Raw genomic sequence first — 17,225 nt, 5'->3', positions numbered from 1 at the left:
GGCCGGAGGGTCGGCACCGGCCGCCGACCCTCCGGAACTCCGGGGCCCTGGTCGTCGTCAGCCGAACTGGCCCGGCTGGTAGTCGCCCGCCGGCTGCTGGACGATGACGTTCATGCGGTTGTACGCGTTGATCAGGGCGATGAGGGAGACCAGCGCGGCGAGCTGGTCCTCGTCGTAGTGCTTGGCGGCGTTCGCCCAGGCCTCGTCGGAGACGCCGCCTGCCGCGTCTGCGATGCGGGTGCCCTGTTCGGTCAGCTCCAGGGCGGCGCGCTCGGCGTCCGTGAAGACCTTGGCCTCCCGCCAGGCCGCGACCAGGTGGAGGCGCTGCTGGGTTTCCCCGGCGGCCACGGCGTCCTTGGTGTGCATGTCGGTGCAGAAGCCGCAGCCGTTGATCTGGCTGGCGCGGATCTTCACCAGCTCCTGGGTCGCCGCCGGGAGGGTCGAGTCGGCGATGACCTTCCCCGCCGAGTTGATGTACCTGGTGAACTTGGCCGCGACGTTGTTGCCGAAGAAGTTGAGCCGGGCTTCCATGGTGAGCTCCCTTGCCGTGTGGACCGTTACACAGCGCTGACGGAGCGGACCGGCGGGATGTGACAGCCAGGGTGGGCGGTTCGGTGTGACGTGCGTCTCATGTCGGCTCGCTCGTCGGTCGGTGCGTGCGAAAGGGCCGGACCCTTCCGGGTCCGGCCCTTCGCTCCGCAGTCAGGGCTCCGTTTCAGGCGGCTCGTGTCAGGAGGTCCGCCTTGCCGAACAACAGGGCGTAGCCGGTGGGGAGTTGGGCAAGGAGGCGGGACGTCAGGCCGTCGCCGATCAGTTCGGGCAGCGCGCTGAGGACCGCGCTTACGTCCCAGCGTGCCGTCGCCGGGGTGGCTCCCTCGATGCGGGCCGCGACCGAGTCCACGAACTCCGGGGCCGTCAGCGGGCAGGTCACCGGGATCTGCGACGCGATCAGCCGGGCCGCCTCCTCGGGCAGCCGGCGGGCCAGTTCCACCCGCTCGTCGCCGACCACGTGGCCGCCCAGGGTGGAGAGCACGAGGCGCGTGACACGCTCGGCTTCCTTGGTGGTCGTGTACTGGCCGGAGTCCTTGACCGCCTCGATCAGCCGAGGCCAGTCCGGGCGTGGCGGGGTCGTGGCCGGCTCGTCGGTGGGCGACAGCAGGTCGTTCGCCGCCCTCGCCAGTTCTTCCGCCGCCGGTCCTGCTGCCGCCACGAGGTCCTCGTGAGCGGTCGGCCCCTTGGTCGTGGCCAGGTCGCCGGTCGCCGCCGTCCCGTCGATCGTGCTCGTCGCCGCCGCGCTCGTCATGATCGTGCTCATCGTGCGGGTACTCCTCCGTCTTCCGTTCCCCACCCGGTCGCCTCCCGGGTACCCCGATTGCCGCGCCCGTCCCACGAGATTCCGTAGAGGTGGGACGGGCGCGTCTGCGCGGCTGTCAGCCGCTGATCTGCTTGGGCTTGTCGCCGCCGGTGATCTGGATGCGGCGCGGCTTGGCCTCCTCGGCGACGGGGATGCGCAGGGTCAGGACGCCGGCGTTGTACGAGGCGTCGATGCGCTCCGTGTCCAGGGTGTCGCCCAGGAACAGCTGGCGGGTGAAGGATCCGGTGGGGCGCTCGGCCACGACCATCTCGGCGCCCTCGGGGGCCGAGGAGCGGCGCTCGGCGCGGACGTTGAGGACGTGGCGTTCGACGTCCAGCTCGATCGTCTCGGGGTCGATGCCCGGGAGGTCGAAGTGGACGACGAATTCGTCGCCGACACGGTAGGCGTCCATCTGCATCGGCGCGGGGCGGGTCGTGGAACCGAAGACCTGCTGCGTGAGTCGGTCGAGTTCACGGAACGGGTCGGTACGCATGAGCATCACAGGTCACTCCCTTCGTCAGGCACTGGGTGCGATGCCCTACGGCTTCTTATATAGCGCGGAGGCAGAAAGTTGACAAGCATGGGCTCAACCCGGCCGGGGATCTCTCGCGGAGTTAGCCTCGTTGCGCGGGGCGCGCGGTCGGGAACACGGCCGGTGGTCCGGTCCGTAGACGTATCAGCGGAAGGCGGCGGGCAGCGATGGCGAAGGTTCCTACGGCCCTGGTGGCCGCGAGTGGGCTCGTCGGCGGGTACGGAGTCGCCCGCTGGAGCAAGAAGCGGCAGCTCGGCGGGGCCGTACTGGCCGTCGCGGGGGCCGCGGCGGCGCGGCAGTGGCGGAGGCAGGCCGGGAGCGCGGCGGCCGGGGCGCTGACCGCCGCGTACGTCGCCGCGTTCGCCGGGTCTCATCCGCTGGCCAAGAAGGTGGGCGCCTGGCCTGCCGTTTTCGGGGTGGCGGGGGCCGTCGCTGCGGCGTCGTGGGCCGTGGCCGACCGGCGCGGCCAAGGGGTTTCGTGACACCGCCGGGCGCTCAGGCCCCCTCGTCCCCGGCGCGCCCGGCCGTCCAGGTGCCGCCGGGTCCCCCTACCCCCCGAAACGCCCTCCGATAGGCGTACGGGCTTGTGCCCACCACCCGTTTGAAGCGGTCCCGGAAGGCCGTGGGGGAGCCGAAGCCCGTCTGGGTCGCGACGCGTTCGACGGGGTAGTAGGTGGTCTCCAGGAGGTACTGGGCGCGGCGGATGCGCGCCCGGTGCAGCCATTGCAGGGGCGTGGTGCCGGTCTGTTCGCGGAAGCGGCGGTTGAGGGTGCGGGAGCTCATGCCCGCGCGGGCCGCGATGTGGTCCAGGGTGAGGTCCCGGTCGGCGTTCTCCTCCAGCCAGCGCAGCAGCGGTTCCAGGATGGTCCCGGCGGGGGCCGGCGGCCGGGCGTGGACGATGAACTGGGCCTGTCCGCCCTCGCGCTCCAGCGGCATCACCGACAGCCGGGCCGCATCCGCGGCGACCGCCGAGCCGTGGTCCTTGCGGATCATGTGCAGGCACAGGTCGAGTGCCGCGGCCGCGCCCGCCGAGGTGAGGAACTGGCCCTCGTCGACGTAGAGCACGTCCGGGTCGACCGTCACCTCCGGGTGACGCTCGGCGAGCAGCGGTGCCGCGATCCAGTGCGTCGTGGCCCGCCGTCCGTCCAGCAGGCCCGTCGCCGCGAGTATGAAGGCGCCCGCGCACACGGAGGCGATGCGTGTGCCGTTGGCGGCGGCCGCGCGCAGGGCCTGCTTGATGTCCTCCGGCAGCGGCAGGGCCGGGTTCGCGGTGCCCGGCAGGATGATCGTGTCGGCCTCCGCCAGGGCGTCCAGGCCGTAAGGGGCCCGGATCCGGAACGCCCCCGCGTCCACCTCCTCCTGTGGTGCGCAGACGCGCACCCGGTACGCGGCACGTCCGTCGGGCAGCCGGGTGCGGGTGAAGACCTCGATCGGGGACGAGAGGTCGAACGGGATCACCTGGTCGAGGGCCAGGACCGCCACGGTGTGCATGGCGAGAGCGTAGGGGTGCGACGCGTTCGCGCCCACTCTTGAGCCAGCGGATCCGGCGGGCCGTCCGGAGGAGGTCCGCAGGTCGGGGGCTTTCAGGCGACCGGGTGCGGCGGGTGTCGGGAATCCGTTGAGCGGTGGCAGTTTCGCCACTTCCTCAAGATCGGCCCGGCCCTTAGCGTCGGCCCGTGACCAAGTTCCTTCTCGCCGTTCATGTCCTCGCCGCGATCGTCGCCGTCGGGCCCGTCACCGTCGCCGCGAGCCTGTTCCCGCCCACGGCCCGCAAGGCGCTCGCCGGGCCCGGGGCAAGCCGCCACCACCTCGCGCTCCTATATCGCGTCTGCCGGGTCTACGCCGTCGTGGGTGTCGTCGTCCCGGTGTTCGGGTTCGCCACCGCGAGGAACATGGGGGTGCTGGGTGACACCTGGCTGATCGTGTCCATCGTGCTGACCGCGCTCGCCGCGGTCGTCCTCGCCGCCCTGGTGCTGCCCTGGCAGGGCAGGATCCTCGAGGGCATCGACGAGGGGGACGGAGGGAACGGGGGACACGGGGGAACGGTCGGCGAGCGGGCCACCGTTCGGCTCGCCATGGTGACCGGGGTCTTCAACCTCCTGTGGGCAGCCGTCACCGTGCTGATGATCGTGCGTCCCGGGTCCACCACGGGGGCCTAGGGCCGGGGTCTCACAAGGGGTTCGAGAGGGTCAGGTCCTCCCGGGCCCACTCCCCCCGGCAGGCGCGTGCCACCCCGGCCGCCACCAGCACCCCGGCCGCGATCAGCAGGGTGAAGAAGGCCCAGGCCAGGGGCCAGAGCGAGGCGTCGGGTTCCGGGTGGCTGCGGAAGGCGACATGCATCAGCGTGGCCGGGGGCACCGCCACCAGCAGCAGGGCCCAGCCGAGCCGGTCCCAGTGGCCGAAGTAGGCTGCGAGGAGCAGCAGGGCCAGCGCCAGGACGACGACGCCGGCCGGTGTCACGGGGGTCGTCTCCCCGATGCCTCCGGGTGTGGTCGGCCGGTTGCGCAGGTCCCAGGGCAGGCACAGCAGGTACGCCAGGGCGGCGAGGGCCGCGCCGAGCAGGCGGATCAGCCAGCGCTCGGGCCAGGGGCGCGTTCGCATGGGGCGGAGCAGCTTCTCGGTCATGCGTACGAGGGTCCCGGTGGAACGGCGGAGTCGACAGAGTACGGGTACTCAAGTACCCGTACTCATCCGGCTCGGTGTGCCGATGCCGGGCCCTGCCGACCGGTCGGACGCGCCGGGGGTCGCCTATGGTGTCGCGTTCGCGCTCGCCGCGCCGCCCGTCACCGCCGTCAGCGGCTGGGCGATGTCCTCGAGCGAGCGGCGTTCCGCGCGTACCGCGAGCACGGCCGCGACCAGGCCCGCCGCGCACATCAGCGCCGCGCCGATCTGGAAGGCGAGGACCGTGTCACCGACCTTGCCGGTGCTGGTGAGGTCCGCGAACAGCAGGGGGCCGCTGATGCCGCCGGCCGCGGTGCCGAGGGCGTAGAAGAAGGCGATGGACATGGCCCGGGTCTCCATCGGGAACACCTCGGAGACCGTCAGGTAGGCGCTGGAGGCCCCCGCCGAGGCGAAGAACAGCACCGCGCACCAGCAGGCCGTCAGCGTGCCCGCGCTCAGCGCACCCCGGCCGAAGAGCCAGGCCGTGCCGAACAGCAGCAGCCCGGACAGCAGATACGTCGAGGAGATCATCACCCGGCGGCCGACGGTGTCGAAGAGCTTGCCGAGCAGCAGCGGGCCGAGGAAGTTGCCGACCGCGATGACGGCGAAGTAGTAGCCGGTGTGGTCGGCGGGAACGTCGAAGAACTTGGTAAGGATCGCGCCGAAGCCGAAGGTGATGGCGTTGTACAGGAACGCCTGGCCGATGAAGAGGGAGAAGCCCAGGGCGGCGCGCTTGCGGTACCGGGAGAAGACCGTGCGGGCGATGGTGAGGAAGCCGATGCTCCGGCGCTGGTGGATGGTGATCTCGCCCCGGGGCCGCGGCAGCGGTTCGCCCTTCTCCGCTTCGACTTTCTGTTCGACGGAGGACACCACCTGTTCCGCCTCCTGCTCCCTGCCGTGGATCAGCAGCCAGCGCGGACTCTCGGGCACATGTCGCCGCACCAGGAGGATGACCAGGCCGAGCACGACGCCCAGGGCGAACGTCAGCCGCCAGCCCACGTCCTTCGGCAGGATGTCGGTGTTCAGCGCGAGGATCGACAGCAGGGAGCCGCCGACCGCGCCCAGCCAGAAGCTGCCGTTGATGACCAGGTCGACGCGGCCTCGGTAGTACGCCGGGATCAGTTCGTCGATCGCGGAGTTGATGGCCGCGTACTCACCGCCGATGCCGAAGCCGGTGAGGAAGCGGAAGAGGAAGAACCACCAGGACTGGAAGGAGACCGCGGTCAGGGCGGTGGCGCCGAGGTAGACCGCGAGAGTGATCATGAACAGCTTCTTGCGGCCGTAGCGGTCGGTCAGGCGGCCCCAGAAGAGGGCGCCGGTGCAGGCGCCCGCGACATACAGCGCCGCCGCGAGACCGGTGACCTGGCTGGAGCTGATCGGCAGTCCGCTGCCCGGCTCCGACAGCCGGCTGGCGATGTTGCCGACGACCGTGACCTCCAGGCCGTCGAGAATCCATACCGTGCCGAGTCCGATCACGATCGTCCAGTGCCAGCGCGACCAGGGCAGGCGATCGAGTCGAGCGGGTATAGCGGTGGTGACCGTGCCGGGCTGTGGCGCGGTGATGGACATGCTTGCCTCCTTGTGACGCCGGCTGACGCCGCACGAGGCCCGAGTGCCCGCTCACCAGTGCCTTACGCCCTGGGCACCGCCCACCGGCCGCCGACTCACCTGCGGGCACCCCGCGCCGACGCGGCGACTCACGCCACCAGGAAGCCCGCCCCGTCCGTGGCTCACGCCCCGAGGAGTCGCGACATCGTGTAGATCAGCAGTCCCGCGAGCGAACCCACCACCGTGCCGTTGATCCGGATGAACTGGAGGTCCCGGCCGATGTGCGCCTCTATCTTCCGCGTGGTGTGCCCGGCGTCCCAGCTCGCGACCGTGTCCGTGATGAGGGAGGTGATCTCCTTGCGGTACGTCGTCACGACGTGCACCGCCGCGCCCTCCACCCACCGGTCCACCTTGTTCTGGGTCCCCGGTTCGTTCGCCATGCGGTTGCCCAGCGACAGCAGCGACGCCCGCACCCGCACCCGCAGCTCGCTCCGCTCGTCCTGCGCGGCGGAGACGATCATGGACCGGACGGCCGTCCAGGCGGAGGCGATCAGGTCCTGGACCTCGCCACGGCCCAGCACCTCGCCCTTGAGCCGCTCCACGCGCGCCCGGGTGTCCGTGTCGGACTGAAGGTCGGAGGCGAAGTCGGCGAGGAACCGGTCGAGGGCGCCACGCGCCGGATGCGAGGGCGAGTCGCGCATCTCGATGACGAACCGCAGCAGCTCCTTGTAGACGCGCTCACCGACCCTCTTGTCGACGAACCGGGGGGTCCAGCCGGGGGCGCCGCCCTGGACGGCGGCCATGACCTGGTCGTCGTGCAGGACCAGCCAGTCGTGGGCACGGATGCAGACCAGGTCCACGATCCGTGTGTGGCCGCCGTCCGCGACGACCCTCTCCAGCATCTTGCCGAGGCCGGGAGCGATCTCCTGGGCGTCGGCGCGCCGGGTTATGGCCTCGCCGACCACCGCCTGGACGTCGGAGTCGCGCAGCACGGTCAGGGCGCCGCGCAGAGCCGTCGCCAGTTCGGCCGTCACCCGGTCGGCGTTCTCCGGCCGGGCGAGCCAGGCGCCCAGGCGGCTGCTGATGCCGACGGCGCGCAGCCGCTGCCGTACGACCTCCTCGGAGAGGAAGTTCTCACCGACGAACTCGCCCAGGGAGACGCCGAGCTGGTCCTTCTTGTTCGGGATGATCGCGGTGTGCGGGATGGGCAGGCCGAGCGGGTGCCGGAAGAGCGCGGTGACCGCGAACCAGTCGGCGAGCGCGCCGACCATGCCGGCCTCGGCGGCCGCCGCCACGTAACCGGTCCAGGGGCCCGCGCCGGCGTGCCGCGCCCAGGTGGCGAGGACGTACACGAGCGCGACGAGAAGCAGCAGGCCCGTCGCCGTGATCTTCATCCGGCGCACGCCCTGGCGCTTCTCCTCGTCGGCGGGGCTGAAGGCGGTCATCGCACGGCTCGGGACGGCCGCTCCGCTCGCGGCGGCCGCACGGCCCGTGCCGGCGCCCGCGCCGGAGGACGGCCCACCGCCCGCGGACCGCCCGCCGCCCCGGGACCGCCCAGGGCCGACGGATCGCCCAGCACCGGCAGACCGCCCGGCACTTACCGATTCATCCGGTTTTATGCGTTCCATCCGCTCCACCCGATCGTGTCCCCCGTTACACATTGTCCCTTCCTGACCGACTCCTGGAACGGAACGGGAGTTCCCCGCGTCTGTCCGGTCGGGGAACTCTCGGGGGCTTTTCAGGGTCTCGTCAGGGTTCCTGTCGGGGATCAGTGGGGCCCCTCCGTTCCCTCCCGCCTCATGACGCATCATGAGAGTCATCAACTCCGGAGCCTCGGGCTCCTCTCGCCCGAGGAGAGACGCGCCGCATGACCAGGCGTCACGGTTATGCCCTGTTGTCCGCGATCGTCACCGTGATCGTGGCCCTGTCCGCCGTCATATACATCACCGCGGCGGCCGATGACGGCGGCAGCCGCGGCACCCTCGCCGCCGGCCACCCGGCCCAGCCGGGCTCCGCCGCCCCCGCCTCGGTCGGTGCCTGGGTGAGCACCTGGTCCGCCTCGCCCTCCGGCGCCGAACCCGGCACCGGGACGTACGGGATGGCAGGACGGTCCGTGCGCAACGTCGTGCACACCGACGTAGGCGGTACGAGTGCCCGTATCACGCTGTCCAATCTCTACGGACGGCAGCCGATGACCGTCACGCACGCCTCGATCGCGGTCGCCGCGGCGGGCGGCCCGGCCGCGGCCGCCGACACCATGCGCCGGGTCACCTTCGGCGGCGCCGCCTCGGTCGCCGTGCCCGCCGGCGGGCAGGTGGTCAGCGACGCCGTGCCCCTCGCCGTCCCGGCCGACTCCGACGTGCTCGTGACCACGTACTCCCCCACCCCGTCGGGCCCGGTCACCTTCCACCGGCACGCCCGGCAGATCTCCTACGCCGCGGGGGGCGACCGCACGGAGGACGCGAGCGGCGCCGGGTACACCGAGCAGAGCCCGTACTGGCGCTGTCTGACGGCGCTCGACGTGCTCAGCGACGAGGCGGTCGGGACCGTGGTCGCGATCGGCGACTCGATCACCGACGGCATCACCTCCACCGAGGGCGCCAACCGCCGCTGGACGGACGTCCTCGCCGAGCGGCTGCGCCACGCGGCCGGGTCCGGTGACGTGCCGCGCTACAGCGTGGTCAACCAGGGGATCAGCGGCAACCGGGTCCTGGCCGGGGGCCTTGGACGGCCCGCGGACAACCCGAGCGCCCTCAGCCGCTTCGACCGTGACGTCCTGGGCCGTACGAACGTCAAGGCCGTCGTCGTCGACCTCGGCGTCAACGACATCCTGCGCAATCCCGGCCGGGCCGACGCGGACCGGATCACGGCGGGCCTGCGCACCCTGGTCCGCGAGGCGCACGCACGCGGGCTGAGGGTCGTCGGGGCGACGCTGATGCCGTTCGGGGGCCACCGCGGCTACCGGGACGACCGCGAGCAGGTACGGCAGGCCGTCAACGCGCGGATCCGGTCGGGCACGGTGTACGACGCGGTCGTCGACTTCGACGCGGCGCTGCGCGACCCGTACGACCCGCGCCGGCTGGGCGCCCGCTACGACTCGGGTGACCACCTTCACCCCAGCGACAGGGGCTTCGCCAAAATGGCGGAGGTCTTCGACCTGACCTCGCTGAAGGGCTCGGCACCGGCGCAGCTGTGACGGCGAGGCTCCCGCCCGGCCCCTGCCCGGGCGGACCGGCTTGCGGCCGCCCGGAGCCCCCGGCGGGCGGTGCGGGGCCGCGGGCCCGCACCCGTGCGAAACACCCGTGCGAAACAGCGGCATACGCCTGCACCGCCGCCACCCGCCACGCACGCGGTCACGGGTGCGGCCACCAGTGCCCGCGGAGCCGACGCGACCGGGCATCCACCGGTACGCCCCCCGCCGCGGACGAACACCCGCGACGCGGACCCACCGAAGCCGGCCGACCGCCGGCAGGGCCACCACGACCGGGCATCCGTAGCCGCGGAACCCCGCCACCAGTCACCGCCGACGCGGACCGTTCCGCAGTCCCGTCAGTAGTCCCCGTACCGGCGCCGCTCGCGTGTCTCGCGGCGGGACTGTCGGCGCTCCTCGTGGCGGTCGCGGCGCTCCTCGCGGAGTTCGCGCAGCCGTTCGCGGTGTTCCTCCAGGGCCTCGCGGGCGTCGAGCAGGCCCTCCAAGCCGTCCAGGCCCTGACGGCGGGAGGTGTTCAGTTCCTTGCGCGCGGCCTTGCGGTCCAGCTTCTCCTGGCGCCGCTCCTCCTTCAGCCGCTGCCGCTCGGCCCGGGTCAGCTTGCGCTCGACGCCGACCCCGCCCCAGAACGCGAAACCGGTGACGATCACCCGCGGCGCGCCCGGCTCGCCGGGCGTCCCCTCCTCGCGGTGGTCGAAGCCGCCCATGATCCCGATGCCGCGTACCACCACCTCGACGCCCGGCGGCACGATCACGTTCATCCCGCCCATGATCGCCACGCAGTTGATCTCGACCTCGCGGTCCGCGAAGCAGGCTTCCCGCAAATCGATCTCACCGCCGCCCCAGAAGGCGAAGCAGTTGAACCGCCGGGGCGCCGTCCAGCGCCCCTTGCGCTGGAACCCGGACATGACGGCGACGGCCCACGAGGAGGAACCCTCGCCGCCGACGATCCGCTCCCGCCAAGTCCCGCCGGTCCCGGGCTCCTTGACCAGTGACACCGGCGGGCCCTCGACGCCCGCGGCGGGCAGGTCCCGGGTGATCGGCGCGAGTTCGCCGTAGGTCCGCGCCCGGTACGTCGCCTCCAGCCGCTCCTCGAACTCCTCCATGTCGAGACGCCCCTCCGCGAGCGCGTCCCGCAAGACCTCGGCGACCCGCTCGCGATCGGTGTCGGAAGCACGGAGATCCCCGGCCGGGGGCCCGTAATCCCGCGGCGTCAGCCGCTGATCGTCACGTCCCCCGGAAGACACAGCGTCGGTCATGGGCCTCAGCCTACGAGTTCCCCGCGCGCCGGACTATGCCGAAGCCCTGTCGGCGTACATCCGCGCGATCACCGCCTCGATGTCCGGCTCCCGCACCGACAGGTCCACCAGCGGATACTCCGCCGCGATCCGTGCCACCAGCGGCGCCGCCGACCGGGACGCCGGGAAGGCGAGCCACTGCCGCGGTCCCTCGACCCTCACCACCCGCGCGGGCGGCGCCTCGATCGGCGGCAGTTCCCGTTCCAGGTCGACCACGAGGACGCGCTCGCTGTCACCCACCTCGTGCAGCCCGGCCAGGGCGCCGTCGTACACCAGGCGCCCGTGGTCGATGACCATCACCCGCGAGCACAGCTGCTCGATGTCCTGGAGGTCGTGCGTGGTCAGCAGCACCGTCGTACCGCGCTCGGCGTTCAACTCCCGCAGGAACGCGCGGACCTTGGCCTTGGAGACCACGTCGAGGCCGATCGTCGGCTCGTCGAGGTAGAGCACCTCCGGGTCGTGCAGCAGCGCCGCCGCGATGTCGCCGCGCATCCGCTGCCCCAGCGACAGCTGCCGCACCGGCACGTCCAACAGGCCACCCAGCTCCAGGAGTTCGACCAGGCGGTCCAGGTTCTCGCGGTACCGCCCGTCCGGGATGCGGTACATCCGGTGCATCAGCCGGTAGGAGTCGATCAGCGGCAGGTCCCACCACAGGGTCGTCCGCTGCCCGAACACCACCCCGATACGCTGCGCGAGCCGCGTCCGCTCGCGGGAAGGATCGATTCCGGCGACCCGCAGCCGGCCGCCGCTCGGAGTGAGGATCCCGGTCAGCATCTTGATGGTGGTGGACTTCCCGGCGCCGTTCGGCCCGATGTAGCCGACCATCTCACCGCGCGCCACGGTGAAGGAGAGCGCGTCGACGGCCCGCACCTGCCGCCGCTCGCTCCTGAGGAAACCGGTCCGCTTGCGCACATGGAAGACCTTCTCCACACGGTCCAGTTCGATGAAGGCACCGTCCCGCGGCACGCCGCCGTCGTGCTCCATGAAGGCACCGTCCCGCGGCAAGCCGCCGTCGTGCATGAGCCCACCGTCCATGAGTCCCTCAGCTCCCCGTACTCCGGTACGAACGCAGTCCCGCGCGCCAGGCCAGCCCCGACGCGGCGCAGCAGCCCGCCGCCACCAGCGGCGAGGCGAAGGCGACCCACGTCGGCAGGTGGAGCGGATAGGGCCGCCCCAGCACGTACAGCGCGGGCAGCCAGTTGACGAAGGCGAGCGGCAGCACGAAGGTCACCCCGCGCACCAGCTCCTTCGCGAAGACGGTCGGCGGGTACTGGAGCAGCGTCTGACCGCCGTAGGTGAAGGAGTTCTGCACCTCGGAGGCGTCCTGGGCGACGAACTGGAAGGCCGCGCCCGCCACGAACAGCGCGCAGAAGATCAGCCCGCCGCTGAGCAGCGCCAGCGGGACCAGCACCACCTTGAGCGGGGTCCAGGCGACATCGAGCGCGGCGAGCGCGTACCCGAGGACGCACGCCCCCTGGGTGACCCGGCCGAGCCGGCGCAGCCCGAAGCGGTCCGCGGCGACCTGCGCGAGGACCGGCGCGGGGCGCACCAGCAGGGTGTCCAGGGTGCCGTCGCGCACCCGCCGCCCCAGCCGGTCCATGGAGCCGATCGCGAGGTCCGCGAGCCCGAACGCGGTCGCCGAGAGGCCGTACAGGAAGGCGACCTCGGGCAGCCGGAACCCGCCGAGGACCTCGACCCGGGAGAACATCAGCAGGATCGCGACGAAGTCCAGCGCGGTCGCCACGAAGTTGCCGAGCGTGTTCATCACGAACGAGGCCCGGTAAGCCATCGTGGAGCGGATCCACATCCCGCTGATCAGCCGGTAGGCGCGCAGGCCCTCACGGACCCTGCCGTGCGTCCGTGCACCCCGTCGGGGCGAGCGCCGGTCCCGGGCCGTCTCCACGTCCGCGTACACGCCCCCGTACGTCTCCTCAGCCACCCTGGACCACCACCCTGCGCGTCGCCGCCGACTGGAGCATCCGTCCGGCCACCAGCAGCACCACGGCCCAGGCGAGCTGGCGGGCGAAGACGGCCGCCGGGTCCGCCGCGCCCAGCAGGACGTCCGCGGGCGCCTGGATGAGCGACGCCCAGGGCAGGGCGCGCACGATCTCGCCGAGCACGCCGGGGAAGACGTTCAGCGGCAGCAGCATGCCCGAGCAGAACGTCGCCGTGATCCAGGAGATCTGCGCCACACCCGCCCCGTCCATCAGCCAGAACGCGCTGAGCGCGACCAGGAAGCGGAGCGCGAAGCTGACCACCGCGCCCAGCGTGACGGCGGCCAGGAACGCCACCCAGGCCAGCGGGCGGGAGGGCAGAGCCAGCGGGAAGAGAACCGCGCCGACCGCCATCGGGAGCGCGCCCCGCGCCACCAGATGAAACAGGGCCCTGCCCAGGTCCCCGGCCAGCCACCACAGCTGGAGGTCGGCGGGCCGGTACAGGTCGATCGCGATGTCGCCGGTGCGGATGCGCTCGGCCAGTTCGTCCTCGAAGCCGCCGCCCATCACCGAGACGGTCATCAGCAGCGCCTGCCCGACCCACACGTACGTCAACGCCTGGGCCTCGTCGTACCCCCCGAGGTGAGGCCGTTCGTGCCACAGGGCGAGGTAGGTGTATGCCAAGATCAATCCGAAGACTGTGTTGGTGAACACCCCCGCCGCGGTCGCGGTCCGGTAGGTCGCGTACCGCCGGAAACCACCGGCGGCGACAGCGGCGTACAACCGCCCTGACCCCACGGGAGAACCCCCTTCCACACGTGCCGGAGCGAAGCGCAGGAGCCTAGCGCGCGGACGAAGTGGCGTACCACACGTTTTCCCGTCCCACAGGTCCGCGGTACCGGGAACGGAACGGTTGGTGCGACAGTCTTCATCAGGGGGCGCACATGGCGTATGAGGGCGTACGGGAACGTACGACGCGAAACGGGAGTCCGGCACCACGATGAGCGACGAGCCGCAGCCGCAGCAGAGCAGCAAGGGCGTGGCGTCCACAGAGCCGCCGCAGCCCGCGGCCCTGGATCCGCAGTCCGGCGGGAAGCCGAAGCGGAGGCGCACGGGATGGCGTCGGCTGATCCCCACCTGGCGGATGGTGCTCGGCACCTTCGTCATCGGGATACTGCTGCTCGCCGGCCTGTTCGCCCTGGGCTACTCCATGGTCAGGATCCCGCCGGCCAACGCGCTGGCGACCAAGCAGAGCAACGTCTATCTGTACGCGGACGGCACCGAGATCGCCCGCGACGGCAAGGTCAACCGCGAGAACGTCGGCCTCCCCCAGATCTCCAAGGACGCCCAGCACGCCGTACTGGCCGCCGAGGACCGCGACTTCTACACCGAGTCCGCGGTCGACCCCAAGGCCATGGTCCGCGCCGGCTGGAACACCGCCACCGGCAAGGGCAAGCAGTCCGGCTCCACGATCACCCAGCAGTACGTCAAGAACTACTACCTGGGGCAGGAACAGACCGTCACCCGCAAGGTGAAGGAGTTCTTCATCTCGATCAAGCTGGACCGCGAGAAGAGCAAGAACGACATCCTCGAGGGCTACCTCAACACCAGCTTCTTCGGCCGCAACGCCTACGGCATCCAGGCCGCCGCCCGCGCCTACTACGGCGTCGACGCCATGGACCTCGACCCGGCCAAGGGCGCCTACCTCGCCGCGCTGCTCAACGCGCCCAGCGAGTACGACGTCGTCGCGCACCCGGAGAACAAGGCCGCGGCCCAGGCCCGTTGGAACTACGTCCTCGACGGCATGGTCAAGAAGGGCTGGCTCAGCGCCTCCGAGCGCGCCCGGACCAAGTTCCCCATGCCCAAGGAGGCCACCACCTCCACCGGCCTCTCCGGCCAGCGCGGCTACCTCCTCGACGCGATCAAGGACTATCTGCTCGAGAACAAGATCGTCGACTCGGACAGGCTCGCCGCCGGCGGCTACCGCATCACCACCACCCTTCAGAAGAGCAAGCAGGACGCCTTCGTCCACGCGGTGAACGACCAGCTGATGTCCAAACTGGACACGAAGAACCGCAAGGTCGACACCTATGTCCGCGCGGGCGGCGCCGCCGTCGACCCCCGTACCGGCAAGGTCGTCGCCCTCTACGGCGGCATCGACTACGTCAAGCAGTACACGAACAACGCCACGCGCGGTGACTTCCAGGTCGGCTCCACCTTCAAGCCGTTCGTGTTCACCTCGGCCGTGGAGAACCGCTCCCAGACCCAGGACGGCCGCCCCATCACGCCCAACACCGTCTACGACGGCACCGACAAGCGCCCGGTCCAGGGATGGAACGGCGGCGCCTACGCACCCGAGAACGAGGACGGCCACTCCTACGGCGACATCACCGTGCGCACCGCCACCGACAAGTCGGTCAACTCGGTGTACGCGCAGATGGCCGTGGACGTCGGCCCCGAGAAGGTCAAGCAGACCGCGGTCGACCTCGGCATCCCGTCCGGCACCAAGGACCTGAACCCCTACCCGTCCATCGCGCTCGGCACGGCCACCGCCAGCGTCCTGGACATGGCTCAGGCGTACGCGACGCTCGCCAACCACGGCGAGCACGGCACCTACACACTGATCGACAAGATCACCAAGGACGGCATGGACGTGGTCCAGCTGCCCGAGCGCAAGACCCGCCAGGCCGTCAGCCGCGAGGCCGCCGACACCACCACCTCGGTCCTCCAGAGCGTCGTCCAGAACGGCACGGCGACCAACGCCCTGGCCGCCGGCCGTCCGGCCGCCGGCAAGACCGGCACCGCGGAGGAGGACACGGCGGCCTGGTTCGCGGGCTACACCCCCGACCTCGCCACGGTGGTCTCCGTGATGGGCCAGGACCCGGTCACCGCCGCCCACAAGCCGCTGTACGGCGCGATGGGCCTGCCCCGCATCAACGGCGGCGGCGTGCCCGCGCAGATCTGGGCGCAGTTCACGAAGGACGCGCTCAAGGGCAGGCCGGTGCAGGACTTCGACCTCCGGCTCCAGGCCGGCGCCGACCAGACCCTGGAGCCCTCCACCGGCCCCACGAACCAGCAGCCCGGCACCACCGGCACCCAGGCCAACGGCGGCACGACGGGCGACCAGAGCACCCAGGGCCAGGACCAGACCCAGGGCCGGACGAACGGCGGCACCCCCGGCACCGGCGGCCCGACCGACCCCGGCGGCACCCCCGGGACCGGAGGCACCACGGACACGGGCGGCACCACCGGCGCAGGAGGCACCACGGGGGCCGGAGGGACGACGGGCACGGGAGGCACCACCGGCGCGGGCGGCACCACGGGCACCCCCGGGGCCGGAGGCACGACCGGCAACGGCGGGACGGACGGGACCGGCGGCGCGACCGGCGGCGTGGGTTTCTGAGCGCGGCGGCCGGACGGCCCTGATGGCGACCGGCCGGGTCAGCGTCCCGAGGTCACCTTCAGCCCCACCACGGCCACCAGCAGCAGCCCCACGAAGAAGATCCGCGCGGCGGTCGCGGGCTCGCCGAGCACGGTCATACCCAGCACCGCCGCGCCGGCCGCGCCGATGCCCACCCAGACGCCGTACGCCGTACCGATGGGCAGGGACCGCGCCGCGTACGACAGCAGGAGCATGCTGGCGACGATGCCCGCGCCGGTGGCGAGGCTCGGCCACGGGCGGGTGAATCCGTCGGTGTACTTCATGCCGACCGACCAGCCGACCTCGAACAGGCCGGCGAGGACGAGCAGGACCCAGGCCATGGGGGCACCTCCGTGTTCCGGTGACGTGTTCCGGTGATCAACAGGGGTGCGTCGTCTTTGCGGTCCCGGTACGGCGCGTCTCGTCGGGTCCCTCGCGGGCCCGCCCAACCTAGCAAAGGAACGGCAAAAGGGGCTGGTGACGAGGGTCACCAGCCCCTTTCTCCGTTTCCTCCGCCGACCTTCGCGGCCTACCAGGCCTACAGGTACAGCCCCGTGGAGTCCTCCGACCCCTCGAAGCGGTCCGCCGCAACGGCGTGCAGATCGCGTTCGCGCATCAGGACGTACGCGATCCCGCGCACCTCGACCTCGGCCCGGTCCTCGGGGTCGAACAACACCCGATCGCCCGGCTCGACGGTCCGTACGTTCTGCCCGACCGCGACGACCTCCGCCCAGGCGAGACGCCGGCCGACGGCCGCGGTCGCGGGGATCAGGATGCCGCCGCCGGACCGGCGCTCGCCCTCGGCGGCGTCCTGCCGCACCAGCACACGGTCGTGCAGCATCCGGATGGGCAACTTGTCGTGGTAGGTCTTCTCGCTCACGCCCCGAACCTACCTGTCTCCGACGACTCCGCGCTCGGCCGGGTCAGCCCCTGCGCCGCCGGGCGCCGAAGGCGAGCAGGCCCACGACCCCCACCACCACCAGGGCCACGGGCACGATGCGCTCCAGCCGCGGCGCGCCGTCCTCCGTGACCAGCTGCCCCTTCACCTCGCCGACGACCCGGTTCGCGCCGACGTACGCGCGCCCGAGGGTGTTGTCGACATGGGAGACGACCTTGGCCTTGGCGTCCCCGACGATCGTCTTCGGGTGCACCCGGACGCCGATCTCGTCGAGCGTCTCGGCCAGCGTTTCGCGACGGCGCTTGATGTCCGCCTCGATCTGCGCCGGAGTTCTGGTGTCCGGTGTGCTCGACGTGTCCGCCACCGCGCTT

18 protein-coding genes and 1 riboswitch are annotated in these 17,225 nt (G+C 71.7%); of the genes, 4 read left to right on the top strand and 14 right to left on the bottom strand.

Annotation, left to right across the window (positions count from 1 at the left end):
* Positions 1–57 precede the first annotated feature (57 nt).
* The 3 genes from ABZ823_RS00685 to ABZ823_RS00675 form a co-directional block, all read right to left on the bottom strand.
* On the bottom strand, positions 58–531 hold the full coding sequence (locus ABZ823_RS00685) for a carboxymuconolactone decarboxylase family protein (RefSeq protein WP_361652168.1): 474 nt from the start codon (positions 529–531) through the stop codon (positions 58–60).
* A 184-nt stretch (positions 532–715) separates the two neighbouring features.
* A complete protein-coding gene (locus ABZ823_RS00680) occupies positions 716–1,315 on the bottom strand; it encodes a DUF2267 domain-containing protein (protein ID WP_361652166.1) in 600 nt (199 codons plus the stop codon).
* Positions 1,316–1,430: 115 nt separating this feature from the next.
* Entirely contained in the window at positions 1,431–1,853 is a 423-nt protein-coding gene (locus ABZ823_RS00675; protein WP_361652164.1) for an Hsp20/alpha crystallin family protein, read from the bottom strand.
* 200 nt (positions 1,854–2,053) lie between these two features.
* Between ABZ823_RS00675 and ABZ823_RS00670 the strand changes: the two genes are divergently transcribed.
* Entirely contained in the window at positions 2,054–2,368 is a 315-nt protein-coding gene (locus tag ABZ823_RS00670) for a hypothetical protein (protein ID WP_361652162.1), read from the top strand.
* A 13-nt stretch (positions 2,369–2,381) separates the two neighbouring features.
* Here ABZ823_RS00670 and ABZ823_RS00665 read toward each other — a convergent pair whose 3' ends face one another.
* The gene (locus tag ABZ823_RS00665; RefSeq protein ID WP_361652160.1) at positions 2,382–3,377 is read right to left on the bottom strand and encodes a helix-turn-helix domain-containing protein; all 996 of its coding nucleotides are present in this window, start codon (positions 3,375–3,377) and stop codon (positions 2,382–2,384) included.
* Positions 3,378–3,562: 185 nt separating this feature from the next.
* Between ABZ823_RS00665 and ABZ823_RS00660 the strand changes: the two genes are divergently transcribed.
* Positions 3,563–4,045 (top strand): hypothetical protein, encoded by a 483-nt coding sequence (locus tag ABZ823_RS00660; protein WP_361652158.1) that lies wholly within the window; start codon positions 3,563–3,565, stop codon positions 4,043–4,045.
* A gap of 10 nt (positions 4,046–4,055) precedes the next feature.
* Here the strand turns inward: ABZ823_RS00660 and ABZ823_RS00655 are convergent, their stop codons facing one another.
* From ABZ823_RS00655 to ABZ823_RS00645, 3 genes are all read right to left on the bottom strand, one after another.
* Positions 4,056–4,511, bottom strand: coding sequence for a hypothetical protein (locus tag ABZ823_RS00655; protein ID WP_361652156.1), 456 nt, complete (start codon positions 4,509–4,511; stop codon positions 4,056–4,058).
* Between the two features lie 123 nt (positions 4,512–4,634).
* Positions 4,635–6,116 carry an MFS transporter gene (locus ABZ823_RS00650; RefSeq protein WP_361652154.1) on the bottom strand — a complete coding sequence of 494 codons (1,482 nt, stop codon included), beginning with the start codon at positions 6,114–6,116 and terminating at the stop codon, positions 4,635–4,637.
* Positions 6,117–6,277: 161 nt separating this feature from the next.
* Complete coding sequence (locus ABZ823_RS00645) at positions 6,278–7,540, bottom strand: DUF445 domain-containing protein (RefSeq protein ID WP_361652152.1); 1,263 nt, start codon at positions 7,538–7,540, stop codon at positions 6,278–6,280.
* Between the two features lie 422 nt (positions 7,541–7,962).
* Between ABZ823_RS00645 and ABZ823_RS00640 the strand changes: the two genes are divergently transcribed.
* Positions 7,963–9,291: an SGNH/GDSL hydrolase family protein gene (locus ABZ823_RS00640; protein WP_361652150.1), complete on the top strand. Its 1,329-nt coding sequence runs from the start codon at positions 7,963–7,965 to the stop codon at positions 9,289–9,291.
* A gap of 353 nt (positions 9,292–9,644) precedes the next feature.
* On the opposite strand, the gene ABZ823_RS00635 is transcribed toward ABZ823_RS00640, so the two are convergent.
* Genes ABZ823_RS00635 through ABZ823_RS00620 form a run of 4 tightly spaced genes read right to left on the bottom strand, consistent with a single transcriptional unit; the run spans position 9,645 to position 13,333 of the window.
* Positions 9,645–10,562, bottom strand: coding sequence for a DUF1707 domain-containing protein (locus tag ABZ823_RS00635; RefSeq protein ID WP_361652148.1), 918 nt, complete (start codon positions 10,560–10,562; stop codon positions 9,645–9,647).
* Between the two features lie 33 nt (positions 10,563–10,595).
* Positions 10,596–11,585, bottom strand: coding sequence for an ATP-binding cassette domain-containing protein (locus ABZ823_RS00630; protein WP_361652817.1), 990 nt, complete (start codon positions 11,583–11,585; stop codon positions 10,596–10,598).
* A 58-nt stretch (positions 11,586–11,643) separates the two neighbouring features.
* Positions 11,644–12,504 (bottom strand): ABC transporter permease, encoded by an 861-nt coding sequence (locus tag ABZ823_RS00625; protein WP_361652815.1) that lies wholly within the window; start codon positions 12,502–12,504, stop codon positions 11,644–11,646.
* A 28-nt stretch (positions 12,505–12,532) separates the two neighbouring features.
* Positions 12,533–13,333: an ABC-2 family transporter protein gene (locus ABZ823_RS00620; protein WP_361652146.1), complete on the bottom strand. Its 801-nt coding sequence runs from the start codon at positions 13,331–13,333 to the stop codon at positions 12,533–12,535.
* Positions 13,334–13,535: 202 nt separating this feature from the next.
* Here ABZ823_RS00620 and ABZ823_RS00615 point away from each other — a divergent pair, with 202 nt between their 5' ends.
* The gene (locus tag ABZ823_RS00615) at positions 13,536–15,938 is read left to right on the top strand and encodes a transglycosylase domain-containing protein (protein ID WP_361652144.1); all 2,403 of its coding nucleotides are present in this window, start codon (positions 13,536–13,538) and stop codon (positions 15,936–15,938) included.
* A 38-nt stretch (positions 15,939–15,976) separates the two neighbouring features.
* Here ABZ823_RS00615 and ABZ823_RS00610 read toward each other — a convergent pair whose 3' ends face one another.
* The 3 genes from ABZ823_RS00610 to ABZ823_RS00600 form a co-directional block, all read right to left on the bottom strand.
* Positions 15,977–16,297 (bottom strand): multidrug efflux SMR transporter, encoded by a 321-nt coding sequence (locus ABZ823_RS00610; protein WP_361652142.1) that lies wholly within the window; start codon positions 16,295–16,297, stop codon positions 15,977–15,979.
* 45 nt (positions 16,298–16,342) lie between these two features.
* Positions 16,343–16,401: riboswitch (guanidine-III (ykkC-III) riboswitch) on the bottom strand.
* Positions 16,402–16,494: 93 nt separating this feature from the next.
* Positions 16,495–16,836, bottom strand: coding sequence for a co-chaperone GroES (locus tag ABZ823_RS00605; RefSeq protein ID WP_361652140.1), 342 nt, complete (start codon positions 16,834–16,836; stop codon positions 16,495–16,497).
* 43 nt (positions 16,837–16,879) lie between these two features.
* Positions 16,880–17,218, bottom strand: a complete 339-nt coding sequence (locus tag ABZ823_RS00600; RefSeq protein ID WP_361652138.1) for a DUF3618 domain-containing protein — start codon at positions 17,216–17,218, stop codon at positions 16,880–16,882.
* Between the last annotated feature and the right edge of the window lie 7 nt (positions 17,219–17,225).

It is taken from the genome of Streptomyces sp. NPDC047079 (genome assembly GCF_040643755.1).
Classification (GTDB): Bacteria; Actinomycetota; Actinomycetes; order Streptomycetales; family Streptomycetaceae; genus Streptomyces.
This window is presented reverse-complemented; position numbering and strand designations above follow the sequence as displayed.